Genomic DNA, 25,771 nt, shown 5'->3' with positions numbered 1-25,771 from the left:
ATTAGCCACGAATTCACGAATTTTTTGATCTGAATGTTTAAAAAATCTGTATCGAATTATGCGAACTAATTTCACGCAGATTTAAAATAATTTTAGCAGATGCTCGCAGATTTTTTTAATTCAATGTGCTAAATCTGTAGAATCTGCGTGAAAAAAAATAAAAGCCACAGATTAAAAAGATTTTCACAGATTTTTTAATCTATCTAATCCTTTTAATCTGTGGCATAAAATAAATTAGCCACGAGCTCACAAAAATAATTCGTGAATTCGTGGCTAAAAAAAAATCAGTTTAAAGTCTTACTTTTTAGGCAAAGCTTTAAAGCCCATATTATAAAGCGTGAAAGCTTGAATATCTACATTTTCTTGAATTGTAGCCGCAACAGATTTTCCTGCTCCGTGTCCTGCTTTAACATCAATTCTAATTAAAACCGGATTTTCTCCTGTTTGTTTTTCCTGTAACTCAGAAGCAAATTTGAAACTATGTGCAGGAACAACGCGATCGTCGTGATCACCAGTAGTTACCATTGTAGCAGGATAATGAGTTCCTTTTTTTACATTGTGTACTGGCGAATATCCTTTTAAGTATTCAAACATTTCTTTGCTGTCTTGAGCAGTTCCGTAGTCAAAAGCCCATCCGGCACCTGCTGTAAAAGCATTGTAACGAAGCATATCCATAACCCCAACAGCTGGTAAAGCTACTTTCATTAAATCTGGACGCTGTGTCATAGTTGCACCAACCAATAAACCTCCGTTAGATCCTCCGCGAATAGCTAGATAATCAGAAGAAGTGTATTTTTGAGCAATTAAATATTCTGCAGCAGCGATAAAATCATCAAATACATTTTGCTTTTGAAGTTTTGTTCCTGCATCATGCCATTTTTTTCCATATTCACCTCCACCTCTTAAGTTGGCCACTGCGTAAACCCCACCGTTTTCCATCCAAACTGCATTTGCAATACTGAAACTTGGTGTTAAGCTGATATTGAATCCGCCATAACCATAAAGTATAGTTGGATTTTTACCGTCTAATTTTGTTCCTTTTTTATACGTAATAATCATAGGAACTTTTGTACCGTCTTTTGATGTATAGAAAACCTGTTTAGACTCGTAATCTTCGCTTTTGAAATCTACTTTTGGTTTTTGATACACTTCAGATTTACCAGATTTTGGCTCCAAAGCATAGATGCTTCCTGGAGTTGTATAGTTGGCAAAGCTGTAGTATAAAATCTTATCTTCTTTTTTACCGCCAAATCCGCCTGCAGTTCCAACAGCAGGAAGTTTGATTTCACGAACTAATTTTCCGTTGTAATCATATTGCTGTACAAATGAAACAGCATCTTTTGTATAATTAGCAAAGAAATAACCAGCACCAGTTGAAGGAGATAAGATATCTTTGGTTTCTTTAATAAAATCTTTCCAGTTTTCAGGTTTCGGATTTGTTGCGTCAACCGTTACGACACGTTTGTTAGGAGCATTAAAATCTGTTTGGATAAACAATTTGCTTCCATCGTTTTCAATAATATTGCTATCGCTGTTAAAGTTGTCTACAATTGTAACAATTGGGCTGTTCGGTTTTGTCAAATCTTTAATGTACAATTCATTTCCGTAAGTTGAGTTAGCAGCGGTAATTACTAAATAACGATTGTCTTCAGTAACATATCCGCCTACATATCTTCTTTTTTGATCTGCTCCAAAAATTACTTTATCATCCTTTTGAGGAGTTCCCAGTTTGTGGAAATACAATTTGTGCTGATCTGTTTTAGCCGATAATTCACTTCCTTTTGGTTTGTCATAACTAGAATAGTAGAAACCTTCATTTTTGTACCATGAAACACCACTAAATTTCACATCAACCAAAGTGTCTTCTACAACTTTTTTAGAAAGTGCGTCTATGATGATTACTTTTCTCCAGTCGCTTCCGCCTTCAGAAATTGCATAAGCTGCTTTGCTTCCGTCTTCAGAAAAATCTAAACCGCCAAGAGAAGTTGTTCCGTCTTTAGAAAAAGTATTTGGATCTAAGAAAACTTCTTCTTTTCCATTTTCATCTTTTCTGTAAACAACAGATTGATTCTGAAGCCCATTGTTTTTAGAGTAGTAATTAAATTTACCTTCTTTGTGTGGAGCTCCGATTTTTTCGTAGTTCCAAAGTTTTTCCATTCGCTTTTTAAGTTCTTCGCGAAACGGAATTTTATCTAAATAAGAATATGTAACTTCGTTTTCAGCTTTTACCCAAGCACCAGTTTCGGCAGATTTATCATCTTCTAACCAACGGTAGGGATCGCTTATTTTAGTATCAAAATAAACATCAACAGTTTCTCCTTTTTTGGTTTCCGGATATTTAGTTTGGGCAAACGAAACCCCTGCAGTTGTAAGTGCCATTAATAAAAATGTTTTTTTCATAATTAGTTTTTATCTGTTGTAACAAAAATAACGCTTTTTGTGAGATTGTTGTGTTACTAACCGCAAAGAACGCAGAATTAATCTCGCAAAGACGCGGAGGCGCAAAGTTTTAAAATTTCTTTGCGGCTTGGCGTCTTTGCGAGAATCTTTTAATCGTCATTTATAAAATAAAACTTAGCGAACCTTGCGTAATACTTTGCGCTCTTTGCGGTTAAATTTAAAATTATAAATTGAAATTAACTCCCAAAACGATATTTCTTCCAATATTCGGAATTCCGTCTGTTTTTAATCTAGAAAGGTGTGCAATATATTTTTTATCAAATAAATTGTTTCCGTTGAGGTTAATGTCGAAAGCCGTTTTTCCTAGTTTGACAGTTCCTCCAAAACCTAAATTCACCAAAGTATACCCTTTAGAAGCTGTTTCGAAACCACTTACATTATCTTGATTGAAAGTTGAAGAAACATTCAAAGAAGCAAAACCTTCACTTAGCCAATTTTTGATATTGAATTCCGTTCTAAGCGTATTATTCCAATTATTTGCAGGAATCAAAGGAAGATAATCTTTGTTGTCTTTTTTACCTGTAACCGTTTCAAAGCTCGTTTCAAAATGCAACCAATCTAATGGATGAGGGTGAAAATGAAGACCAACTTCTCCACCATACAACTGTGCATTATCCTGAATATAAGCAAAAACATCATTGTCTTCTAAAACTTCTCCTGTTGGCGAAGTGTAGATATAGTTGTTTACGTGATTGTAAAATCCATTTACGAAGAACTCAAAATGCGAGTTTTTATATTCTAAGTTCAAATCAGTCTGAACATTTTGTTCTGTTTTCAGATTTGCATTTCCAATTTCGTAACGATTTGTTCCTTCATGAACACCGTTTGAAGTCAATTCTGCCAAATTCGGCGCTCTAAATCCTGTTGCAACATTTAAACGGAAAGTTAGAGGCTCAGCAAATTTTGTTTTGTAACCTAAAGAAGCGTTAAAACTATCAAAAGAGCGATCTAAAGCTTGAAAATAGCCTTCTTCGCCTTCAATTCCGTGTGCGATAGAAGTGATGTTTCTGTTGTCAAAACGCAATCCAGCTTGAATAACGCTATTGTCCCATTCGTAATTTGCAGTTCCAAAAACCCCAAAATCATTCGTTGTGGCATCGGGAATTAAATATTCTTCTCCCGAATTTTTGTTGGTCTGATGCATTCCTTGAACACCAAAAATAGTTTCAATTTTTCCGAATTTAGGAAAATGATATTTCGCATTATAATTGAAAGTATTCAGTTTCATGTGTAAAGAAGCATCGTTGCTATCTTCAAATTCGCTTCTGTCATTTGCGATGTATCCTAAATCGACATCTAATTTTGAGTTTTCAAAGAAAATCACATTATTCAAACTTAATAAATGATTGTAAATTCCTTGTCTCGGAAATTGAGTGTCTTTGCTCGAAGATTGTTCTGCAATTCCATCTTCAGGAATTCCAATGTCCAGTTTGTTAAAATTATATCTTACAACACTAGAAAAAGTAGAATTGCTGTATCCGATTCCGGTTTTAAAATCAGTTTCGTTATAGCGTGAATTCGTTACGCGATCGCCGTCAGCAATTTTGTAGTCAGAATGCGTATTGTAGCTTCCTCGCGCCAAGAATTTCCAGTTATCGGTAGAAGTTTTCAATCCGATCGATGAATTGCTTCCCTGCGTATTTGTAAAATATTTTTGACTGAAATTAGCCTTAAAATCCCCCGCATCTGCAAATTTTTCAGGATTGAAATATAAAACACCTCCCAAAGCATCAGAACCGTACAATAAAGAAGCAGGGCCTTTAATCACTTCAACACTTTCTATTCCTGCATCGTTTAAACCTAAACCATGTTCGTCTCCAAACTGTTGGTTTTCGATACGAACACCTTGAGAATATACCAAAACACGATTACCGCTAAGTCCGCGAATAACTGGTTTTCCAATAGAAGTTCCTGTAGAAATCTGAGAAACTCCAGGAATTGTTGCCAAACCTTCAATTAAAGTAGAAGTTCCTTTTTGCTGTAATGTTTTAATGCTTTCGTGCTCAATTTTCATTACGTTTTGCGATTGCAGTTTGTTAAAAGGCGTTGAAACCACTACTTCATCCATTTCTAAAATAGATTCTTCAAGAACAATATCTAGTGTGTTTTGCTTCAATAATTTAGCAATCATTTTGTTTTGATTGGCATATCCAACATAAGTAAAAGCAACGCGTAGAGTTCCATTGGGAAGATTATTCAATTCGTATTTTCCGTTTGCGTCTGTTGTAGTTCCTTTATGTAATTCTGGGGCATAAACAGAAACTCCAGGCAGTGGATTATTTTGATTGTCGGTTACGGTTCCTGAAACCGAATTTTGAGCAGTAAGTATGCTCGAAAACCCTAAAATAAGGGCTATTATAAATTTTTTCATTTGAAAATGATGCTATAGTTAAATGGAATTTTTTTCTTCGAATGAAAAACCAAAAGCCAACAATAAAGCATTCTGATCCCGATTGATAAAATAGGATTAGGAAACTCAATGTTATTTCAATTTTAAATTAAAAGAAATGTGCTATTTTTTCGAATAATCGAAACTTAAGAAACTATAGCGGCAGGCGGTCCCCGTAAGAAATACGAAGTGGTTGAAATTGAAAAAATCTTCTCCGAAAATGGAAAGAAATAAGGGGTTTCTCTATCAAATGAACGAAATTCAAACGAGAAATCTTGCGGAAGAATAAAAGACTCAAAAGCAAAATGGCAAACAAAACAAACGTCATAATCATGATGCTGATGCGTTATTTCGCCGTTCGGATCATTGTAATTATGATGGCACTGTTTTTCTGAAAGCTGCTTTACAATATGCTCATAACTATGTATAGACTGAAACAATATTGAGAACAATATCGTGACAGCAAAAGATAAACTTAGTATGAGCTGCTTTTTCTTCATTTACTGCAAAGGTATAAAACATAAAAAGATAATTGATTTATTTTTGGCTTTTCCAATCGATTTATTGAAAAATATGCAGCAAATAATTTTATTAGCAGGTAAAATAAGAATATTTGCATTTCTTAGTGTTGCTAATAGCATTGTATTATATTTGTATATGAAATAAATAAACCCAAAAAAGCGTTTATTTTAAAATCCTCTTTTAAAACCCAATTTACGATATGCGAATTATTTTTAGCTGCTTATTTTTACTCACTTTTTTTAACTCTTTTGCACAAGAAGACGTTAAGCCTGAGATAAAACCAGTTGTAAAAATAGATTCTTTGTATCGAGAAGATCAGTTTTATTTTTCGGTTACTTATAATATGTTTACCGATATTCCAGTTAATTTCAAACAGAATAAGTTTTCTCTTGGACTTTCAGGTGGTTTCTTGCGTGATATGCCGGTTAATAAATCGAGAACTATTGCTATTGCTACGGGTTTGGGATTGAGTTATCAGAACTATTATCAAAATTTAACGATTTCTGAGGATGCTTCAGGTACAATTATATATGGAGTTAACAGTTATGGAGAATTTGTTTCTAATCGTTACCGACAATATTCTGTAGATCTTCCAATAGAATTTAGATGGCGTAATTCGACTTTCGAGAGCACTAAGTTCTGGCGTATTTATGGTGGTATAAAATTGAGTTATGTGTTTTCAAGTTCCTCTATTTTGGATGATGGAGAAACGACATATAGAATTAAGAATAACGATAATATCAATAAATTTCAATACGGCCCATATCTTTCGGCGGGATACAACACTTGGAATGTTTACATCTATTATGGTTTAAGCCCTTTGTTTAATTCGGCAACCACTTTGTCTGGCGAAAAAATCAATATGAAAACCTTAAATGCAGGATTGATCTTTTATATTTTATAACCACAAATATAAAAATAGAAGCTGAGGCATTATTCCAACAAACAATCCAATTAATATTTCCCTAGATGTATGCGCATTCATTTCTAAACGAGATGAAGCTACAATTCCCGATAATAAAATAAGTAAAGCGGGCCAATACGGATTATGAAGCTGAAGATGAATGTTTAATCCGATAACAAAAATCGTTAAACCTGAGATAGCGACCATATGCAAGCTGGCTTTGGTCTTGAACAGCACGCAAACCAATGCCAAAATAGTACTGAATAAGGCGGCAAGAAAAAAGAAATGAAGCTCTGGATAACGCGTAATTACAATACTTCTTTTTACTAATAAAATATACAGAAAACATTGCAGAATAAGCGGAATCGTTCGTTCTGAGGTCTGACTTAGCATTATTGATTTTACATGGCCAGTCGATTTTAATAATAGATAAAATAAGACCGGAACAATGATGTTAATGACCAAAATCTGAATTAAGACAAAATACTTTTCGTTTGTACTGAAAATATCGTCTTTATAAAAGAGGTAAAACAAAGTTGCATATAGCGATATAAAAATCGGATGTAATATATAGGAGAATATCGGAAGCATTTTTTTCAAAACATGGAAATTTGTAGTGTAAAAACAAATATAATCAATAAATTTTTTCTGCCACGAATTACACGAATCTACACGAATTATTTTTTTTGCCACAGATTTTTAGGATTAAAAAGGATTATAATTAGTGATGCTCTTTTAATCTGTGGCTGCAATTTTTCACGTAGATTTGCTTCGCCTGTTCGCTATCGCTCGGGTAGCAGATCTTGCAGATTTTTTTTAAAATTAATTTAGGAATGCATGACTAGTTTTTTTAGAAATCAGTGATAATCTTTTAATCTGTGGCTAAAAATTTTCATGCAGATTTACCAGATTTAGCAGTTTTTTTTTAAAATTAATTTGGGGAATGCGTGGCTATTTTTTTTAGAAATCAGTGATAATCTTTTAATCTGTGGCTAAAAATTTTCACGCAGATTCTGCAGATTTAGGCAGATCTAAGCCAATTTAATTAATAAAAAAATCTGCGCGCATCTGCTTAAATTTTTTTAAATCTGCGTGAAATTAATTTGTAAAAATTTGGGACATTCGTGGCAAACCTTTTTTTAAATTTGAAAAAAAGAAATTTCTAAATGAGCCTAAATTTAAAAAGCCTTGTTTCAGTTCTCAACGCCAAATGGATTGGCTCAGATGCTGATGTTTTAATCGATCATATCTCAATTGACAGCCGTTCGCTTCAAAACGGATCGCAAACATTATTTTTTGCTCTGGCTGGGGTTAACAACGATGCTCATTTGTTTATTCCAGATTTAATAGAAAACAAAGTTCAGAATTTTGTTGTACAATATATTCCAGAAGGTTATGCCGATAAAGCTAATTTTTTGGTGGTCGAAAATACACTTTTTGCACTTCAAGAATTTGCTGCTTATTATAGAAATTTATTCCATTTTCCAGTTATAGGATTAACGGGAAGCAATGGAAAAACGATTGTAAAAGAATGGCTTAATTTCTTATTAAGTCCTGATTATAATGTTATTAGAAGTCCTAAAAGTTATAACTCTCAAGTTGGAGTTCCGCTTTCGGTAATTGCCATCAATGAAAAGCATAATTTAGGCATTTTTGAAGCCGGAATTTCAACGGTTAATGAAATGGTTAAATTGGAGAAAATCATTAAACCAAACATTGGAGTTTTAACCAGTATAGGTTCTGCTCACGACGAAGGTTTCGAAAATTTAGTTCAGAAAATTGATGAAAAACTGCTTTTATTTAAAGATTGTCCAATCATAATTTATCAAAAAAATGAAGTGGTAGATTCTTGTTTGTCTCAATTTGTTGCAGAATATATGCATCATCCGAGAAAACTGTTTTCTTGGAGTTTTACAGATAAAACAGCCGATGTTTTTGTTGAAAAACGAGAACATAAAAATGACCATACTTTTATTCAATATCGATACAAAAACGAAATTTTCAGTTTAGAAATTCCCTTTAACGATTCGGCTTCGGTAGAAAATGCAATTTCCTGTTTGTTGGTTTTATTGCATTTTGATTACGATCAAGAAACGATTCAGAATCGAATCGAGATGCTTTATCCCGTTCGTATGCGTTTGGAAGTAAAAAACGGAATGAACAATTGCAGTATTATTGATGATAGTTATAGTTCCGATTTTCAGTCGCTTAAAATTGCTTTGGATTTCTTAGAAAGCCAGAAGAAAAAAGGCGCTTCAAAAACGGTTATTTTATCAGATATTTTTCAAAGCGGATTCAGCAATGAAGAATTGTATTCTAAAGTTGCTCAGTTAATCTCAGATAATAAAATAAACCGTGTAATTGGTATCGGACCCACAATTTCTTCTTTTAAAGCGAAGTTTCCAAACAGTACAATGTTTGAAAACACGACCGATTTTATAGCTGAAATCGATAATCTGAATTTCAATAATGAAACGATTCTAATAAAAGGAGCAAGATCTTTTCAATTTGAAGAAATTGTTTCACTTCTAGAAGAAAAAACACACGAGACCGTTCTTGAAATTAATCTCGATGCGATTACTCATAACTTCAATTATTATAAGTCAAAACTAGCGCCAAATGTCAAAATGATGGTGATGGTAAAAGCATTTGGTTATGGAAACGGCGGATTAGAAATTGCTAAATTATTAGAACATCAAAAAGTAGATTATTTGGGTGTCGCTTTCGCGGATGAAGGAATCGCGTTGAAAAATGGGGGAATAAAACTTCCCATTATGGTTTTAAATCCAGAATCGACAAGTTTTCCATCTATTATTCAATATCAATTAGAACCTGAAATTTATAGTTTGAAAGGATTAAATGCCTTTTTGAAAATTGCTCGAGAAAAGAACTTAAAAGAGTACCCAATTCATATCAAAATAGATACAGGAATGCATCGTTTAGGTTTTGAAAACAATACTGTTGATGAATTGATTACGACTTTAAAAGGAAATTCAACGGTTCGCGTTCAAAGTATTTTATCGCATTTAGCGACAAGCGATGATCCAAAACATTTTGATTTTGTGAGACAGCAGATTGCATTGTTCGAAAAACTGTCTTCAAAATTAATGGACGAATTAAATATTAATCCGATCCGACATATTTTGAATACTTCCGGAATCAGTAATTTTCCTGATGCACAATACAGCATGGTGCGTTTAGGGATTGGATTGTACGGAGTTTCAAATGATCCTGCAGAGCAAAAGTATTTAGAAAATGTTGGAACATTAAAATCAATAATTTCTCAAGTCAGAACCATTCCTGCTGGCGATAGCGTTGGTTACGGACGCCGTTTTATGGCCGATGCAACAACTAAAATTGCCACAATTCCGATTGGATACGCAGACGGAATAGCAAGATTATGGGGGAATGAAGTTGGTTTTGTCACCATCAAAAATCAAAAAGCCAAAATCGTTGGAAGCGTTTGTATGGACATGCTAATGGTCAACGTAACCGACATAGATTGTAAAGAAGGCGATTCGGTGATTATTTTCGGCGAAAGCCCTACTGTTATAGAGATGGCTGTAGCTTTAAAAACAATTCCGTACGAGATAATGACCAGTATTTCGCAACGAGTAAAAAGAGTGTTTTTTAGATAATATTAAGAATTTTCAATAAAATTGCGTATTTTCGATATTCATTTATTATTCAACTAAACAGATCAGATATGGGATTTTTTTCAGAATTTAAGGAATTTGCAATGAAAGGCAATGTGGTTGACCTGGCTGTCGGGGTGATCATTGGAGCTGCTTTTGGTAAAATTGTCAGCTCATTTATTGAAGATGTAATTACGCCATTGCTGTTGAAACCAGCTTTAGATGCTGCACATTTGTCTACTATTGAGCAATTAACTGCTTTTGGAGGTGTAAAGTACGGAGTCTTTATATCGGCAGTAATTAACTTTATAATTGTGGCTTTTGTTTTGTTCCTGATAATTAAGGCAATGAACCATGCTAAAAAGAAAGATGTTGCACCGCCACCTCCAGCTGGACCAACTCAAGAAGAATTATTGATACAGATTAGAGATTTATTGAAAAATAAATAAAAATATAATACCGCTACACTAAGTCTAACTTAACCGCCTTCTAAAGAGGCGGTTTTTTTACAAAATGTTTATTTTATAACATTTTGTTATTTTTTGTGAATCACCTTGCCATAACTTTTATTATACTTACTTTTGCCTTACAAATTAGATTAATTGATTATTTAAACATATAAAAATGAGAATTGCAGTTGTAGGTGCTACCGGAATGGTAGGCGAAGTAATGCTTAAAGTATTAGCAGAAAGAAATTTTCCTGTTACAGAATTAATTCCTGTTGCATCAGAAAGATCAGTTGGAAAAGAAATCGAATACAAAGGAACCAAATATAAAGTAGTAGGATTACAGACAGCTGTTGATATGAAAGCTGATATTGCTGTTTTCTCTGCTGGTGGAGATACTTCATTAGAATGGGCTCCAAAATTTGCTGCTGCTGGAACAACTGTTATCGACAACTCTTCTGCATGGAGAATGGATCCTACTAAAAAATTGGTAGTTCCAGAAATCAATGCTGACGTTTTAACTAAAGAAGACAAAATTATTGCAAATCCAAACTGTTCTACAATTCAAATGGTTTTGGCTTTGTCTCCTTTACACAAAAAATACAACATTAAAAGAATCATAGTTTCTACTTACCAATCTATTACAGGAACTGGTGTAAAAGCGGTAAAACAATTGGAAAACGAGTACGCTGGAGTTCAAGGCGAGATGGCTTACAAATATCCGATTCACAGAAATGCAATTCCACACTGCGATAGTTTTGAGGAAAACGGATATACTAAAGAAGAAATGAAATTAGTTCGCGAGACTCAAAAAATTCTTGGTGACAATACCATTAGAGTTACAGCTACTGCAGTTCGTGTGCCAGTTGTAGGCGGACATAGTGAAGCAGTAAATGTTGAGTTTACAAATGATTTTGATGTAAATGAAGTTCGCGAAATTCTACACCATACAGATGGAGTAGTAGTTCAAGATAATTTAGATACCTTTACTTATCCAATGCCATTGTACGCAGAAGGTAAAAATGATGTTTTTGTTGGAAGAATTCGTCGTGACGAAAGCCAGCCAAATACATTAAACATGTGGATTGTTGCCGATAACTTAAGAAAAGGTGCTGCAACAAACACAATCCAAATCGCTGAATACTTAATTAAAGCAGGTTTGGTATAATCTAGAGATTAAATTAAATTGTTATAAAGAGAAAACCGTAATTGCAGTAATGTAATTACGGTTTTTTTGATTTAATAGAATTATAATTCTAGAATATTTATTCTGCTAGTATCGATTTCCCTATTTTGTCCTGATTTTTGGTAAGCCATTCCTGAGCACATTCTTTAGCAGCCTGTTTTACTTTTGATTCATTTTCAGGTTTTTTAGCATCATTGGGTAAAATGTTTTGTTGCTTGAATTTTTGAACAGAACAATCAACAATATAATCCACCTGATCTTCTGAAAGCATTCCTTTACCTTTTTTTAGCATTCCTTCTTTTGCATCAACTTTAAATTTAGCTTCTATTTCTGGCGTCCATTCGTTTTTAGCACAAGAAAATAATGTTATTGCTAAAAGTGTAACGCTAATGTAATTTGTAAATCTCTCCATTTTTAGAAATGTTAAATGAGCTTAAAAGTCTTTTTAATGATTATTTCTTTTTGGCTAATTCCTTGCCACAATCCAATCCGATTTTTTGAATTTGAGCAGCCTTTTTAGGATCTTGTAAATCTGCAGGACTTATATTTTGCTCTTTTAGTTTTGTAATGGCACAATCTGCAAGAGCAGAAGCTTGTTCGTTTTTAAAACCACTTTGAGTAAAGGTCCTTTTTAAGGCAGCTGTATATGTTTTTTCTGATTGTGGATTCCAGGTAGCATTAGTTTTAGCAATTATTTCTTGAGAACATTCTTTTCCCATTTGAAATGCCATTGTTAAATTTTCACCCTTCTCAGCATCATTTGGTTTGATGTTCTTACTCTTTATTTTGTCAAAAATACAATCAGTTATAGAAACGATTTGATCGTCTGAGAATAGGTCTTTTCCTTTACTTTGTAAAGTATCTTTTAAGGCTTGTTTAAATTCTGTTTCTTTTTCAGGTGTCCATTCATTTTTGTTACAAGAAAACAACGTTAACGCTAGTAATGCGATGCTAATGTAATTTAGAATTTTTTTCATTCTGTTTATTTTTTTGATTAATGAATAGGTACAATTGCCTATTCCTAAAGGTTTTTGCAAAAGTATTTTGCAAAGATTCTTTAGAGAGCCTTTAAAAGATATAAGAATGATAGAATAGGGTGATTTTTTTTTAAAATAAATCTATTTCAGTTCAAACGGCACAGCATTTTTAACTTCATGAAAGACGTTAAAAATTTTTTCCTGATTGCCATTATTACTTATTAAAAGTCCATTAAGATCCAGAACATAAGACATTTTCTCAGAAGTCCATTTTTCTCTATTTATTAGTTCTCCTTCTGTTACATACGTTATATTTTCCTGACTGACATTTATTTGGTTTTGCTCAAAAACATAGATTATCTCAATCTGTCCCATTTCTCCATATATATTAATAGTACACTTTTTTATTTTAGAGTCTGTGTAATCTGCTTTCGCACCAGCCCCTTCCGTACTCATTTCATCACCAAGATCATATTCGATAGTTTTTTTGTCTTCCTTTTTTAGAATTGTTGTATTCTTTTTTTTGTTGTCTGAATTACAAGAAACAAGTAGAAGACAAATAGTAATACTGTAAACCAGATTTTTCATTTTAAATTTTTTAGGGGGCAAATATAATGCATATTATTTTTCTTACAAGTAAGCAAAACGAAAAACGTCGTATTTAGATACAATTATACTTTTTAGGGGCTATTTAAAAAGTTGTGCACCAATATTTTTGCAAAAAAATAAAAAATGAAATTTAGCGTAGTTTTTAGGATTGCAGTAATTATATTGATAGTTCAGCTTGTAAGTTGCACCAAAGAGAAAAAAGAAGTAAAAGTTAATAAGGAAATCGAATCAGATACGATATTCAATTCGGGAAATCCTTATTACGCATTTATATTAAAAAGTAATCCGGATATCATTAAAGATAATGAGTTGGTTTATTTTAAAGTAGAAGATATTGATCTCGATGGAAAACAAGAAGCAATTGTTGCATTAGGAAAATTAGATAAAGAAGATGAAAACAATACAGAAATAAATCAGATTTTTTTATTGAGAAAAGATAACGGAATAATAAAGAAATTGAATACTAATTTTAATGATTTTACAATTATTAATGAAGTTGAGCTTGTATCATTAAAAGGAATAAAACAAAAGTTTATCCGTCTTTCTATAATAGAACGGGGAAGTTCACACGGCTTAGTTCTATTTGAACTCAATGGAGATAAAGTGAAAGAGTTCTTAAGCAGTACACCTGTAGGAGAGGGATCATGTTATCTAATAGACAAAAATAATGATGGAGAATATGATGGATATGTTAAATTTTTCTTTTTTACTGATGCTGTGCATTACGAGGTGGAAGAAGCTTATGTTTTAAAGGATAAAAAATTCAAGTTATCTCAAACTCACGTTAAAATTTCAGATTACCCCAAAACAATAGAAGACTTATTGCTTCAATATATATCATTACGATCATTAGAAATAAAATCATCAGAAATAAGTGAACGACTCGAACAGGTTTGTATAGATCAAGATGCGCTTGCCATAAAATGGAATGTGGATGCATGGGAGATGGGACTTTTGGAATATTTTGATGATCCTGATACATTGAAAGTACAGATACAGGACGATAATACTGCAACAGTCACTTACATTGATGATAATAAAAAAACATATCAATGCCAGTTTGAAGTGGCAAAAACTGCTGATAAATGGCAGATTACTAAAGTCACAATAACAAAAAATGGCGATGAAGAACTTAATAAATAAAATGAAATTCAACGCTATCATTTGGGTTGTTATAATTGGTCTTGCTTTGCAATTATCTAGTTGTGCAAAAGAGAAAAAGGAACAAGCAAAAACTAAGGATAAAGAAATAATAGCTTCTGATACAGTTTTTGATAGAAAAAGTCCTTATTATTTTTTTATCCAAAAAAATCATCCGGAAGCATTAAGTCATGAGCTGGTTTATTTTAAAGTAGAAGATATTGATCTCGATGGAAAACAAGAAGCAATCGTTGCATTAGGAAAATTAGATAAAGAAGATGAAAACAATACAGAAATAAATCAGATTTTTTTATTGAGAAAAGATAATGGAATAATAGAAAGTTTATATGATTTTGAAAAATTTTGTTATTCAATTTATAATATAGGGTTAGTTTCATTACAAGGGAAAAAGGAAAAGTGTATCTGCCTTTATACAAAAAATTATACAAGAGCATCAGGTTTTCATCTTTTTGAGCTGCTTAACAATAAAGTGATTAATCTCTGTTCCAGATTATCTTTTAGTAGGTACATAAACAATTATTTAGTAGATAATGATAAAGATGGGAAATATGATGGATATGAACAATTTCTGACTTACACCTATGCTTTATTTTATGATGTAACGAGATCATATGTTTTTAAAAAGGGTGATTTTAAATGGTCTAAGACCCATGTTGAGATTTCTCCTGATTATCCTGATGCTATAGACAAAATATTACTCCAATACATATCCTTGCGCTCGTTGAACCTAGGGGAATCAAAAGAAGTGAACCAGCGCTTAAAGCTTATTTGTATTGATCAAAATGCATCAAGTATAGAATGGAATAAAGCTATATGGGGAAAAGGATATGAATATACCTACTTGAATATAGGGGGGCAAATAAAATTCGAAATACAAGAAGGTACATATACTACCATCGCTACTTATATTGATGAAGATCAAAAAATATATCAATGCCAGTTTGAATTAAAAAAGTACAGTAATCGATGGAGGATTAGAAAAGTAACAATTACGAAAGATGGCGAAAAATAATATCAAAGGCAAAATGAAATTTACCGCTGTAATTTGGTTTGTAATAATGGCTCTTTTCTTTCAATTATCTTGTGGTAAAAAAGAAGAACCCAGCAAAAAGAACACTACCATTTCTGAAAAAGTAAAAATAGAACTAGCTGTTACAGATACAATTTTTGATAGAAAAAGTCCTTACTATTCTTTTATTCAAAAAAATCATCCGGAGGCTTTAAAAGAAGAGCTTCTTTTTTTTCAGGAAAAAGATATTGATTTAGATGGCCAAAATGAAGCTATTGTTGGCTTTGGATCAAAAGGTGAAATAAAAAGAGAAAATTCTATTAATGATATATTTCTTTTAAGAAATGAAAACGGAATTATAATGGAATTAGATTTAGGCAGTGATTTTCAAAGGATAGCTGAACCCGTTTATGATATTAAGTTCATTACGTTACAAGGACAAAAGCAGTTTTACATTTATAAAGGATTGACAGCTGGAGAATATACAAATGGTTTTGTTTTGTATGAATTTACCAATAATGAGATAAAAGAGTTTTGTTATAGTATGGCTCCAATTAGATATGGTACTGATGTGCTGACAGATTCAAATAATGATGGACAATACGACAGCTATACGCAAGAAGCAGAAAGCTTAGGGAAAATAAGTTTTCCTTATAAGAAAACGTATGTTTTAAATAATGGTGTTTTTACATTAAAGAATATAGATGTTGAAGTTGGTAAATACCCGGATAATATTCAGGAAGTTTTACAGCAATATATCGCATTGAGAAAAATAGATTTTAAAAAATCTAAACAAGCAATACAGAGACTAAATCTTTTATGTTTAGATGACAGGTTAGATGAAGTGGATTGGCAAAATACATTTTCTGACTTTTTAGACAATCCGATAAGATTTGATGTTAAGCAAAATGGAAATACAGCTTCAGCATTGGGAGTTTATACTGATGATAATGAAAAAAAATATCGTTTAGAATTTGAACTTCATAAATCTGGCGAAAAATGGCAGATTACAAAAATTGATATTGTTGAATAATTATAAAAAGAAAACGAAATACAATGGAATTAAATTACAGCTTAACAGAAAACGATTATTTACAGCAACAATTATATATCGTTTCAAAAAATGATTTTTTTAAGAAAGAAAGAAGAAATAACAATATTGCTATTATAGTGTTGGTAACTATTTTGGCATTATTTTCATTTTTAATAACTAAAGATGTATTCTTTATTTATGCATTTCTACTACTGTTACTTATTTATTGTTGTGTTTCCTCGCGTTATTTAAAATGGGCTTCGAGAATTCGTTTAAAAAAATATGTTGATTCTGTTTATTTAAAGAAATGTGGTATCATAACAAATGTAAAATTTGAAGAAAATCATATTCTTACTTCAGCCTCAATAATCGAAACAAAACTTAAGTTTATTGGATTTCAAAATATTAGCGAAATTGAAGATTATTTTTTCATCACATTTATAACAGATGAAAATTTTATAATACCTAAAAAGCATATTGAAGATGTTTCGGCATTGAGAAATCTTTTAAAAGAAATTGCAGAAAAAAGAAGTATCGATTTTATTTCAGAATTAGATTGGAAATGGAAATAAAGCTCTAATTTCATCAAACAAAAATTAAAAAATGAATCAAAATCCGCTTAAATCTCTTTGATAAGTCGTAAAAGAACTGGTCAAATTATTAAATTAAAACTGATGAGAGTTTTTTTAGATGATTTGATTGAATAACTTAAATGATTTAATAATTTTAATATAAATGGAAATGAAAGAGTTGATAAACAGATTGAATAATCAATTGGAAACACTGCGACCAGATTATTATCAAACACTTAAATCACCATTGAATGATTCAGAGATTGAATTGTTAGAAGAAAAATATCAAGTTCAAATTCCGAATGATTTGAAAGAACTTTATAAATGGAAAAACGGACAAAATCATGATTGCTATGAAGCTTTTGTAAATAATTCAATGTTTATCCCTTTAGAAGATGTTTTGGAGTCTGCAGAAGAATTTACTTCTATGATTGGTTCTGATTTTGAGATTGAAAATTGGTGGAACGAAAATTGGCTTCCAATTTTTGGTAATGGTGGAGGAAGCTATATTTGTTATGATCTAGGAGGAATATTTACTGGAGACAAAGGGCAATTAATTGAGTATTGGAATAGGGATAATGACAGAAATGTTATTGCTTCCAATCTTGAAACTTTTATTTCTCAACTAGTACAATATTATGATAATATAAAACCAGAAGATTTTGATGAATATTTTGAAATTGAAAATCTTGTTGATTTTCCGAAAAGATTTATTGTAGAATAATAATAAACTCAACAGTTTTTTTGGCATAAAAAAAGCGAGAATCCATAAATTCTCGCTTTTCTTTTATTTTTAATATTCCGGAGCCAGTTCTAATTCTAGTCCTTCTAATTCTTCAGTAATTGGTATCTGACAACCCAAACGGCTATTAGACTTAACATAAAATGCTTCCGAAAGCATAGCTTCTTCATCGTCTCCCATTTCTGGTAATGCAACATCATTTAGAACATAACACTGGCAAGAAGCGCACATGGCCATTCCTCCGCAGGTTCCTTCAACAGGAAGTTCGTATGCTTTGCATAACTCCATTATATTCATTGCCATATCAGTCGGAGCTTGTAATTCGTGTATAACTCCTTCTCGATCTTTAATTTTAATTAATACATCCATTTTAATTATTGGAATTTTTGGCAGGATTTTATAACGTGAAAAAATCCTAATTTATATTAGCTAGTAGGTTTAGTACTAAATGCGTATTCTTTTCTATCATTCTCTTTTAAGTGCATTTTTACACCAAGAACGTTATCATTTTTTTCAAGAATGGTAACCACAGCAATTACAGAATAATAATCTCTGTCAGACTGGAAAATCAATGTTCCTTCGTAAGTTGTGTTTAATACTCCTTGTTTGTCAGTTGAAGCAGAAATCTTTCTCGGATTTGAGAATTCTGCAGAACTGTAAGTTGCTTTTACTGTAAATTTTGCTTTTCCTTCTACGAAATCGTATAAGAAATCATAGTTTCCAATTCGCAATGTTCCAGGTGCGTCGTTTGGATTGATTGAGAACACAATCTTGCCTGAATATTGAAAGTCAGACCATTCTTCAGATTCACTTACCCAAGCCTTGTCAACCACAACATTCTTACTTTGGGCATATCCTACAGAAACAAAAAACAATAATAAAAAAAGAGCGTAATAGTTTTTCATAAGTTTAAGATTTAAGGGTTTTGTGACAAATTTAAGTTAAAAATGTAACAATTCCTTAACAGAAACTCTTAAATCTTTGCGTTGTTTTTTATGAATGTGGCAAAAAACGTCTTTTTTTAGCTGTTATTTTATGATTTTTTCAATCAATCAAATAAATCACCTATTATTCTTGTTAAACTTCAAAGGTTTAATTTGGATAAAAAGACACCGTTTTGTTACATTACATTCACCACAGTTTCAATTTGTGGCGCATATTTTTTTATGGTAGTTTCAACACCAGCTTTTAGTGTCATTTGATTAACGCTACAGCTAATGCAAGCTCCTTCCAAACGAACTTTTACATGTTTGTCCTCTTCGATAGAAATTAATGAAATATCTCCACCGTCAGATTTTAAAAATGGTCTTATCTCATCTAAGGCCAATAAAACATTACTTGTTAATTCTTCTGTTGTCATAATATTAATGTGTCAATTAGAGAATATTTTTAATTCGAAAATGTGCCAATTAGAAAATTAGAAAATTCACTTTGTTGCGTGAAATTATCTTATTTTCTAATTTTCACATTATCTCATTAGTTTCATTATCTCAATTATCTAATTATTTTTTAACTGCCGAGCAACCTGCCATTGTTGTAATTTTGATGGCTTCTGTTGCTGGTAAGCTTTCGTTTCTGTTTACTGTTTCTTGTACAACATTTCTAGTAATTTCTTCAAAAACTGTTTCTATTGGAGAACCAGTCTGCAATGCTGCTGGACGACCATAATCTCCTGCTTCGCGAATAGATTGTACAATTGGAACTTCTCCTAAAAACGGAACTCCTAAATCTTCAGCAAGGTTTTTAGCACCTTCTTGTCCAAAGATATAATATTTGTTTTCTGGCAATTCTTCTGGTGTAAAGTAAGCCATATTTTCTATAATTCCTAAAACAGGAACATTGATGTTGTCTTGCATAAACATTGCCACACCTTTTTTGGCATCTGCAAGTGCCACCGCTTGCGGAGTACTTACTACAACCGCTCCAGTAATTGGAAGTGACTGCATGATAGAAAGGTGAATATCTCCAGTTCCAGGAGGCAGGTCAAGAAGCATGAAATCTAATTCTCCCCAATCTGCATCAAAAATCATTTGGTTTAATGCTTTTGCAGCCATTGGTCCTCTCCAGATTACGGCTTGGCTTGGCGCTGTAAAAAATCCGATTGAAAGCATTTTGATTTCGTAGCTTTCAATAGGTTTCATTTTTGATTTTCCGTCAACTGTTACAGAAATCGGTTTTTCGTTTTCAACGTCAAACATAATTGGCATAGAAGGGCCATAGATATCAGCATCTAAAACACCAACTTTAAAGCCCATTTTTGCAAGTGTAACAGCTAAGTTTGCAGTTACAGTAGATTTTCCTACTCCTCCTTTACCAGAAGCAACTGCAATAATATTTTTAATTCCAGGAATAGCACGGCCTTTGATTTCTGGTTTCTCTGGAGCTTCTACTTTAATATTTACCTTTACTTTTGCATCTGGCGATATTAGTTCATGAATTGTTCTTCTAATATCATCTTCAGCTCTTTTTTTGATGTGCATAGCAGGCGTATGCAATACAAGGTCTACAACAGCTTCATCTCCAAATGTAATAACATTGGTTACAGCACCGCTTTCAACCATATTTTTTCCTTCTCCAGCAATAGTGATTGTCTCTAAGGCTTTTAGAATTTCTTTTCTATCTAGTTTCATTGTAATGGGCTATTTTTTTATTCTCTAAAAACAGTCTTATAAGATTATATTTATTTAAACTGATTTCAGGGTGCAAAGATAACAGATTAAGTTCGGAAATTAAGCGTTTTTGGATTGTAATTATTGATATTGAGATTATTCAAAATTATTCAACATAACTTTTCATTAAAATGGAATTTATGCAGCATTATCTATTTTGATGCATTTAGAAAAGTTTTTCAAATTTAAAAGAATGTTCTTTATGTAAGTTTTCTTTCAAATAAATAAAATTCTCACAAAACTTCGTTATATTTGATTGCCCAAATCGATTGATTACCAGACAGAAAAAAAATATGTGAAAACTAAGGTTTTTTGAGTAATTTTTTGGGTTTTCGGTATTTTTTTTAAAGTTATTTCTACCAATTTAAACTTTAAAAATATGCGAAATTTTACTTTTTCTCTAATTATTGTTACAGTCAGTTTTTTTGCATTTTCATTCAATTCATTGTCTAACAATGCTAAAAGTAATTCTGATCTGTCAAATCGAAAAGATGTTGCTGTCATTACAATCGATGCAGCTTCCATCAATGCCTTCTTCAAGAAATATCCAAAGCTTAAAAAATATCAGAAAGATGTTGATGATATTTATAAAGCTAAACAGTACAAATCTCTTTGGTATGATGATAAAAGTATCACTGAATTTGGATCCTTATTGTATCAGAAAGTAAATGTTCTGAAAGATCAGGGAATTGAAGAAAAAATGCCTTATAAAGAACAAATTGATGAGGCGTTTAATGAAAGTTCTTCAAACAAACCATCTCAACTTGATACCGAATTACTGCTTACAAGTATGTATGTGTTTTATGCGAGTAATGTGTATTCTGGAGTTGATCCTGCAACATTAAAAAAAATAGGATGGTATCTGCCTGCAAAATCCATTTCGTATTCTCACATTCTAGATTCATTAATGATAGATACCAATCGATTGAATGAAGATGATAATCTATTATTCAGTCAATACTACAGATTGAAAGATGCGCTGAAAAAATACCGTAAAATAGAAACCGATAATCTATGGCAGAAAATTGCGATTGACAGTGCGACTTTTAAAGATTTAAGACCAGACGACACAGCTATCGCCATTAAGCAAATTAGAAATCGCTTATTTGTAGTAGGAGATTTAAAACAAGATTCTGGAAGTGATATTTATGATGAAGAATTGATGGCGGGAGTTTTAAATTATAAAAAAAGATATAATTTAAAAATAAATTATGCCCTAACGAGAGATATTATCAATCAAATGAATGAGCCGATTAGCAAGAGAATCAGAACCATTATGCTAAACATGGAAAGATGCAGATGGATTCCGACGAAATTGGCAAAAGCAGACGAGTACGTCATGGTTAATATTCCTTCATTTAGGCTATTTTATGTTAAGGACGGAAAATATGATCTGGTTTCGGACATTTTTGTGGGTAACAGACTTAGTGAAACGGTGATTTTTAGCGGAAGCATGGATCGAATCGTCTTTAGTCCGTATTGGTACGTACCAAATAGCATTATTCAAAACGAATTAAAACTCCAGATTGCAAGTGATAAGAACTATTTGGAAGAGCATAACATGGAGTGGAATGGGGGTAAAGTGCGACAAAAACCAGGGCCGAAAAATTCGTTGGGATTAGTAAAATTCATGTTCCCAAATCCAAACGATATTTATATGCACGATACGCCTGCAAAAAGTTTATTCGAATTTGAAAAACGCACTTTTAGCCACGGCTGTATCAATGTGAAAGAAGCCAAACAGCTTGCATTGCATATTTTAAAAGACGATCCAGACTGGCCGGCAGACAAAATTGAGAGTGCTATGAATGGCGGAAAAGAAACAACCTGTATGCTTAAACGTAAAATTCCGGTTTATATAGGTTATTTTACCTGTTGGGTTCAGGACAATGGAGAAGTCAATTTTTTTCCAGATGTTTACGATCGAGATCAAAGTCTGGATAAGTTGATTTATAATGATGCCATTACAATGAAAGATTAAAAATAAAAGCCCGACGGATTTTACTGAAATCTGTCGGGCTTCTTTAAAAAAAATGGTCTACAAGCTTATTCGTATTTTAGATATTTTAATACATCTATTCTAGTTACCTGAAAGGCTTTTGTTAAAACAATTACTAATGTTAAAAACAAAAGTGAAATCAGGGCAATTATAAACGGAACTGTCGATATTCCAATTCTAAAAGCGAAATCTTCAAGCCATTTCTGTAATAATATATAAGCAGGAACAATCCCGATTGCAAATCCTATAAAACAGAAGACAATATATTGTTTCGACAATTCTTTTAAGAGTATATCTGTTTCGGCTCCTAATGTTTTTCTAATGGCGATTTCTTTCAATCTTCTCTCCATCGAAAATGATGCCAAAGCGAACAATCCGAATATAGCAATTATGATTACGACCAAATTTAGGATGAAAAAGAGGTTTTTTTGTTTGACTTGCTCTTCATAAGTTTTTGCAAATCCCTTGTTAACAAATTCGTAATCAAACGGATAGTCAGGGTTAACGTTTTTCTCCCAATATAATTTCAATTTTTCTAACGTTTCTGTTAAATTATTTGGAGAAACCTTTACAAGCACTCTATTAAAATTATTCCATTTTAGCGTTTTTAAACTAATAAAAACCATTGGCGGAACCTTATTCTGTAAATTGGTTAAATTAAAGTCTTTCACAACTCCAACAACTTTAAACTTCAAATTATCGCCGCTTCCAATACTCCAGCCCGATGTTATCATGGTGTTTACCGGATTCTTAAGATTTAGTTCTTTGGCAAGTGTCTCGTTTATAAGCATGCCGTTTACAGTGTCTGAAGCAAATTGAGAAGATAAATCGCGCCCTTCAACGATTTTAATCTTCATCATTTCAAGAAATCCAAAATCCATTTCGATGTTTTTTGGCTGTACAAAAATTCCATTATGCTTAAATCCTGAACTTGATCCCGAATTGCCTCCAAAAGTACCGGCAAATGTAGTAACGTCTACAACGCCTGGGATTTTTTTAATTTCTTGTTTCTCTGCTAAATATTTATCTGTTCTGCTTAATCGGTCTTTTGTATTGTACGTAATAGAAAGTACCTGATCACCGCTAAAGCCTAGATCTTTGTTCATCATGTAGCTAACTTGCGAATTAACAATTAATGCTCCAATGATAAAGAAGGCCGCAATTCCGAATTGAAAGATAAGCATTGAGTTTCGAATCCAAATACCGCTTTTACTTCTTGAAAAATTCCCTTTTAAAACCTTTAATGTTTCAAAATTTGAGATATAAACAGCAGGGAAAATACCCGCAAGAACGATTACTAATCCAAATATAAAAATGAGCTGCAGGTAAAATTCGCCGCCATTCATAGTCAAAGTTTTTCTCAAAAAGGTATTGTAATAAGGTAATGAAAGTTCTACAATTGCAAGTGCAAAAACGATTGCAAGTGTTACGATTATAGAAGTTTCAAAAATAAACTGTGTAACAATTTGCTTTTTTGTTGCACCCACAATTTTACGCACACCTACTTCTTTGGCGCGTTTGATGGCCGATGCAGTTGCCAAATTGATATAATTTACGATAGATAAAAATAAGATTAGAATAGACAAACCGCCCATAATGTAAAGCAATTTTAAATTGCCCTGTCCTTCAGGAAAATTTTGGCCACCTGAACTTTTTGTGCCATATAAACGAGACGTTTTCAATTGATCCAGCATCACTTCTACCTGTCCGTTTTCTTTTAAATATTGCTCTACGGTCTGACCGCTGGCTTTGGCATCTTTTACGGTTCTGTTGACAAAAATTACATTTTGCATTTTCTTTATAAGAGCAGCAGAATTGGTTCCTTTTTTAGCTTTGACCATTAAAGCATAATTAAAATTCCCCCATTGATCTCTGTCGCCCTCACGCTTAACCCCGTTAAAGACATAATTTGGTTCGATTGAAGAAGGTGTAGTTACACGAAAAACCGCTTTTACGATATAATCGCCATTACCATACGAAATTGATTTACCAATTGGATCATCGTTTTTGAAAAGCAATTTTGCTTGATCTTCGGATACGGCAACACTATTTTTTTCTTTTAAAATGTTCTGTTTGTTTCCTTTTATAATTTCAAAAGGGAAAAAATCAAAAAAGTTTTCGTCTGTACGGATAACTTTTTTATCGAATATTTTTAGATTTTGAAATTTAACAACGCCATCTTCGTACCAATTGTAGAGAAAGCAAACTTTTTCAATTTCAGGTATTGTAGCTTTACAAGTCTCGCCAAAAGGGATCGAACTAGTCGCCCAGATATCTCCCGAACCAATTTTGTTTAGAACAAGATAAGTATTCTCTTTTTCAGGATTCCATTGATCGTATGCATTTTCATTGTTCCAATATAAGATCGCAAAAATGACAGAAGCAATCCCGATGCTTAGTCCTAAAACATTTAAAAACGAAAACAATTTGCTTTGCTTTAAATGATATATAAATATTTTAAACCAGTTAAAAATCATTTTGTGGTATATTTTTTATAGTTGATATGGTTGTTTTTGGTAAACCTTTCGGTTTTACATCATAGTAAATATTTTGCATACTAGCTCTACCAGAACTACAAGTGCAGTAACAATAATTTTAATCATCACTTTATTATTTAGCGTCCATAAAAACATCAACATTGCGTTGATTTAATTTCTCAGAAAATATAACTCCGTCTTTCATATGAATGGTTCTTTGCGAAAAAGAAGCATCATAATCAGAGTGGGTAACCATCAAAATAGTAGCGCCTTTAGCGTGCAAATCGGTTAAAAGTTCCATTACTTCATTACCGTTTTTACTGTCTAGGTTTCCTGTTGGCTCATCGGCCAAAATAATTTTTGGATCATTTACCAAAGCTCTTGCAACGGCAACCCTCTGCTGTTGTCCTCCAGAAAGCTGTTGCGGAAAATGTTTCAAACGATGAGAGATATTAAGTTTCTCAGCAATCGCCTCAATTTTTTGTTTTCTCTCAGAAGCTTTTACATTGTTGTAAAGCAATGGCAATTCGATATTATCGTATACAGAAAGCTCATCAATTAAGTTGAAATTCTGAAAAATAAAACCAATGTTTTCTTTTCTCACTTGCGCTCTGCCTTTTTCTTTTAAGCCAATCATTTCTTGGTCTAGCAGTTTGTAGCTTCCGGTGCTTGCGCTATCCAAAAGCCCGATAATATTTAATAAAGTCGATTTTCCACATCCAGAAGGTCCCATAATGGTTAAAAAATCTCCTTTTTTTATTTCTAAATTGATACCGCTCAAAGCAGCAGTTTCTATTTCTTCTGTTCTAAAAACTTTGGTTAAATTCTGAATTGTGATCATAATTTTTTAAGGTTTTGAAATGTTATTAAATACGTTTTTTGATTGATGATTGAAATTATGTTTTTGTTTATTTTGTTTCAAGTTTCAGGTTTCAAGTTGGTTGCGGTGTTAACGTGAAACCTGAAACTTGAAACAAAATA

23 protein-coding genes are annotated in these 25,771 nt (G+C 32.3%); 10 read left to right on the top strand and 13 right to left on the bottom strand.

What is annotated here, in order from left to right:
• Window positions 1-297 precede the first annotated feature (297 nt).
• The 3 genes from ACFO3N_RS01015 to ACFO3N_RS01005 all read right to left on the bottom strand — a co-directional run bounded on the left by ACFO3N_RS01015 (window position 298) and on the right by ACFO3N_RS01005 (window position 5,349).
• Entirely contained in the window at window positions 298-2,400 is a 2,103-nt protein-coding gene (locus ACFO3N_RS01015) for a prolyl oligopeptidase family serine peptidase (RefSeq protein WP_379794882.1), read from the bottom strand.
• Window positions 2,401-2,623: 223 nt separating this feature from the next.
• The gene (locus ACFO3N_RS01010) at window positions 2,624-4,831 is read right to left on the bottom strand and encodes a TonB-dependent receptor (protein WP_379794880.1); all 2,208 of its coding nucleotides are present in this window, start codon (window positions 4,829-4,831) and stop codon (window positions 2,624-2,626) included.
• A gap of 164 nt (window positions 4,832-4,995) precedes the next feature.
• On the bottom strand, window positions 4,996-5,349 hold the full coding sequence (locus ACFO3N_RS01005; RefSeq protein WP_379794879.1) for a hypothetical protein: 354 nt from the start codon (window positions 5,347-5,349) through the stop codon (window positions 4,996-4,998).
• Between the two features lie 221 nt (window positions 5,350-5,570).
• On the opposite strand from ACFO3N_RS01005, the gene ACFO3N_RS01000 reads away from it, so the two are divergent.
• Window positions 5,571-6,275: a porin family protein gene (locus ACFO3N_RS01000; protein ID WP_379794878.1), complete on the top strand. Its 705-nt coding sequence runs from the start codon at window positions 5,571-5,573 to the stop codon at window positions 6,273-6,275.
• On the opposite strand, the gene ACFO3N_RS00995 is transcribed toward ACFO3N_RS01000, so the two are convergent.
• Window positions 6,270-6,968 carry a hypothetical protein gene (locus ACFO3N_RS00995; RefSeq protein ID WP_379794876.1) on the bottom strand — a complete coding sequence of 233 codons (699 nt, stop codon included), beginning with the start codon at window positions 6,966-6,968 and terminating at the stop codon, window positions 6,270-6,272. The genes ACFO3N_RS01000 and ACFO3N_RS00995 overlap by 6 nt on opposite strands.
• 473 nt (window positions 6,969-7,441) lie before the next feature.
• Between ACFO3N_RS00995 and ACFO3N_RS00990 the strand changes: the two genes are divergently transcribed.
• The 3 genes from ACFO3N_RS00990 (at window position 7,442) to ACFO3N_RS00980 (ending at window position 11,524) form a co-directional block, all read left to right on the top strand.
• Window positions 7,442-9,913 carry a bifunctional UDP-N-acetylmuramoyl-tripeptide:D-alanyl-D-alanine ligase/alanine racemase gene (locus ACFO3N_RS00990; RefSeq protein ID WP_379794874.1) on the top strand — a complete coding sequence of 824 codons (2,472 nt, stop codon included), beginning with the start codon at window positions 7,442-7,444 and terminating at the stop codon, window positions 9,911-9,913.
• A 68-nt stretch (window positions 9,914-9,981) separates the two neighbouring features.
• Window positions 9,982-10,359, top strand: a complete 378-nt coding sequence (gene mscL, locus ACFO3N_RS00985) for a large conductance mechanosensitive channel protein MscL (protein ID WP_095929726.1) — start codon at window positions 9,982-9,984, stop codon at window positions 10,357-10,359.
• Window positions 10,360-10,534: 175 nt separating this feature from the next.
• Window positions 10,535-11,524 (top strand): aspartate-semialdehyde dehydrogenase, encoded by a 990-nt coding sequence (locus tag ACFO3N_RS00980; protein ID WP_379794872.1) that lies wholly within the window; start codon window positions 10,535-10,537, stop codon window positions 11,522-11,524.
• A 97-nt stretch (window positions 11,525-11,621) separates the two neighbouring features.
• On the opposite strand, the gene ACFO3N_RS00975 is transcribed toward ACFO3N_RS00980, so the two are convergent.
• The 3 genes from ACFO3N_RS00975 to ACFO3N_RS00965 form a co-directional block, all read right to left on the bottom strand.
• Entirely contained in the window at window positions 11,622-11,954 is a 333-nt protein-coding gene (locus tag ACFO3N_RS00975; protein ID WP_379794870.1) for a hypothetical protein, read from the bottom strand.
• A 40-nt stretch (window positions 11,955-11,994) separates the two neighbouring features.
• Window positions 11,995-12,519: a hypothetical protein gene (locus tag ACFO3N_RS00970; RefSeq protein WP_379794869.1), complete on the bottom strand. Its 525-nt coding sequence runs from the start codon at window positions 12,517-12,519 to the stop codon at window positions 11,995-11,997.
• Between the two features lie 141 nt (window positions 12,520-12,660).
• On the bottom strand, window positions 12,661-13,107 hold the full coding sequence (locus ACFO3N_RS00965) for a hypothetical protein (protein ID WP_379794868.1): 447 nt from the start codon (window positions 13,105-13,107) through the stop codon (window positions 12,661-12,663).
• Window positions 13,108-13,251: 144 nt separating this feature from the next.
• Between ACFO3N_RS00965 and ACFO3N_RS00960 the strand changes: the two genes are divergently transcribed.
• The 5 genes from ACFO3N_RS00960 to ACFO3N_RS00940 all read left to right on the top strand — a co-directional run bounded on the left by ACFO3N_RS00960 (window position 13,252) and on the right by ACFO3N_RS00940 (window position 17,627).
• Complete coding sequence (locus tag ACFO3N_RS00960) at window positions 13,252-14,271, top strand: hypothetical protein (RefSeq protein ID WP_379794866.1); 1,020 nt, start codon at window positions 13,252-13,254, stop codon at window positions 14,269-14,271.
• Entirely contained in the window at window positions 14,252-15,301 is a 1,050-nt protein-coding gene (locus ACFO3N_RS00955) for a hypothetical protein (RefSeq protein WP_379794865.1), read from the top strand. The genes ACFO3N_RS00960 and ACFO3N_RS00955 overlap by 20 nt, the downstream gene beginning before the upstream one ends.
• Window positions 15,288-16,331, top strand: a complete 1,044-nt coding sequence (locus tag ACFO3N_RS00950; RefSeq protein ID WP_379794864.1) for a hypothetical protein — start codon at window positions 15,288-15,290, stop codon at window positions 16,329-16,331. The genes ACFO3N_RS00955 and ACFO3N_RS00950 overlap by 14 nt, the downstream gene beginning before the upstream one ends.
• Before the next feature lie 23 nt (window positions 16,332-16,354).
• Window positions 16,355-16,903, top strand: coding sequence for a YcxB family protein (locus ACFO3N_RS00945; RefSeq protein ID WP_379794863.1), 549 nt, complete (start codon window positions 16,355-16,357; stop codon window positions 16,901-16,903).
• Window positions 16,904-17,072: 169 nt separating this feature from the next.
• Entirely contained in the window at window positions 17,073-17,627 is a 555-nt protein-coding gene (locus ACFO3N_RS00940) for an SMI1/KNR4 family protein (RefSeq protein ID WP_379794862.1), read from the top strand.
• Window positions 17,628-17,696: 69 nt separating this feature from the next.
• Here the strand turns inward: ACFO3N_RS00940 and ACFO3N_RS00935 are convergent, their stop codons facing one another.
• The 4 genes from ACFO3N_RS00935 to ACFO3N_RS00920 all read right to left on the bottom strand — a co-directional run bounded on the left by ACFO3N_RS00935 (window position 17,697) and on the right by ACFO3N_RS00920 (window position 20,275).
• On the bottom strand, window positions 17,697-18,014 hold the full coding sequence (locus tag ACFO3N_RS00935) for a 2Fe-2S iron-sulfur cluster-binding family protein (protein WP_095929730.1): 318 nt from the start codon (window positions 18,012-18,014) through the stop codon (window positions 17,697-17,699).
• Window positions 18,015-18,070: 56 nt separating this feature from the next.
• Window positions 18,071-18,550 carry a hypothetical protein gene (locus tag ACFO3N_RS00930; RefSeq protein ID WP_379794861.1) on the bottom strand — a complete coding sequence of 160 codons (480 nt, stop codon included), beginning with the start codon at window positions 18,548-18,550 and terminating at the stop codon, window positions 18,071-18,073.
• Window positions 18,551-18,765: 215 nt separating this feature from the next.
• On the bottom strand, window positions 18,766-19,005 hold the full coding sequence (locus tag ACFO3N_RS00925; protein WP_379794860.1) for a NifU family protein: 240 nt from the start codon (window positions 19,003-19,005) through the stop codon (window positions 18,766-18,768).
• A gap of 142 nt (window positions 19,006-19,147) precedes the next feature.
• Complete coding sequence (locus ACFO3N_RS00920) at window positions 19,148-20,275, bottom strand: Mrp/NBP35 family ATP-binding protein (RefSeq protein WP_095929733.1); 1,128 nt, start codon at window positions 20,273-20,275, stop codon at window positions 19,148-19,150.
• A 418-nt stretch (window positions 20,276-20,693) separates the two neighbouring features.
• Between ACFO3N_RS00920 and ACFO3N_RS00915 the strand changes: the two genes are divergently transcribed.
• Window positions 20,694-22,295 (top strand): L,D-transpeptidase family protein, encoded by a 1,602-nt coding sequence (locus ACFO3N_RS00915; RefSeq protein ID WP_379794859.1) that lies wholly within the window; start codon window positions 20,694-20,696, stop codon window positions 22,293-22,295.
• A gap of 65 nt (window positions 22,296-22,360) precedes the next feature.
• Here the strand turns inward: ACFO3N_RS00915 and ACFO3N_RS00910 are convergent, their stop codons facing one another.
• Together ACFO3N_RS00910 and ACFO3N_RS00905 are read right to left on the bottom strand one after the other, a co-directional pair.
• Complete coding sequence (locus ACFO3N_RS00910; RefSeq protein ID WP_379794858.1) at window positions 22,361-24,790, bottom strand: ABC transporter permease; 2,430 nt, start codon at window positions 24,788-24,790, stop codon at window positions 22,361-22,363.
• Window positions 24,791-24,923: 133 nt separating this feature from the next.
• The gene (locus ACFO3N_RS00905) at window positions 24,924-25,631 is read right to left on the bottom strand and encodes an ABC transporter ATP-binding protein (RefSeq protein ID WP_248729096.1); all 708 of its coding nucleotides are present in this window, start codon (window positions 25,629-25,631) and stop codon (window positions 24,924-24,926) included.
• Window positions 25,632-25,771: the final 140 nt, after the last annotated feature.

The sequence above is a fragment of the Flavobacterium chungangensis genome (assembly GCF_042654045.1).
GTDB lineage: Bacteria > Bacteroidota > Bacteroidia > Flavobacteriales > Flavobacteriaceae > Flavobacterium > Flavobacterium chungangensis.
The sequence above is the reverse complement of the archived record's forward strand: the minus strand, read 5'-3'. Positions and strand labels throughout refer to the sequence as shown.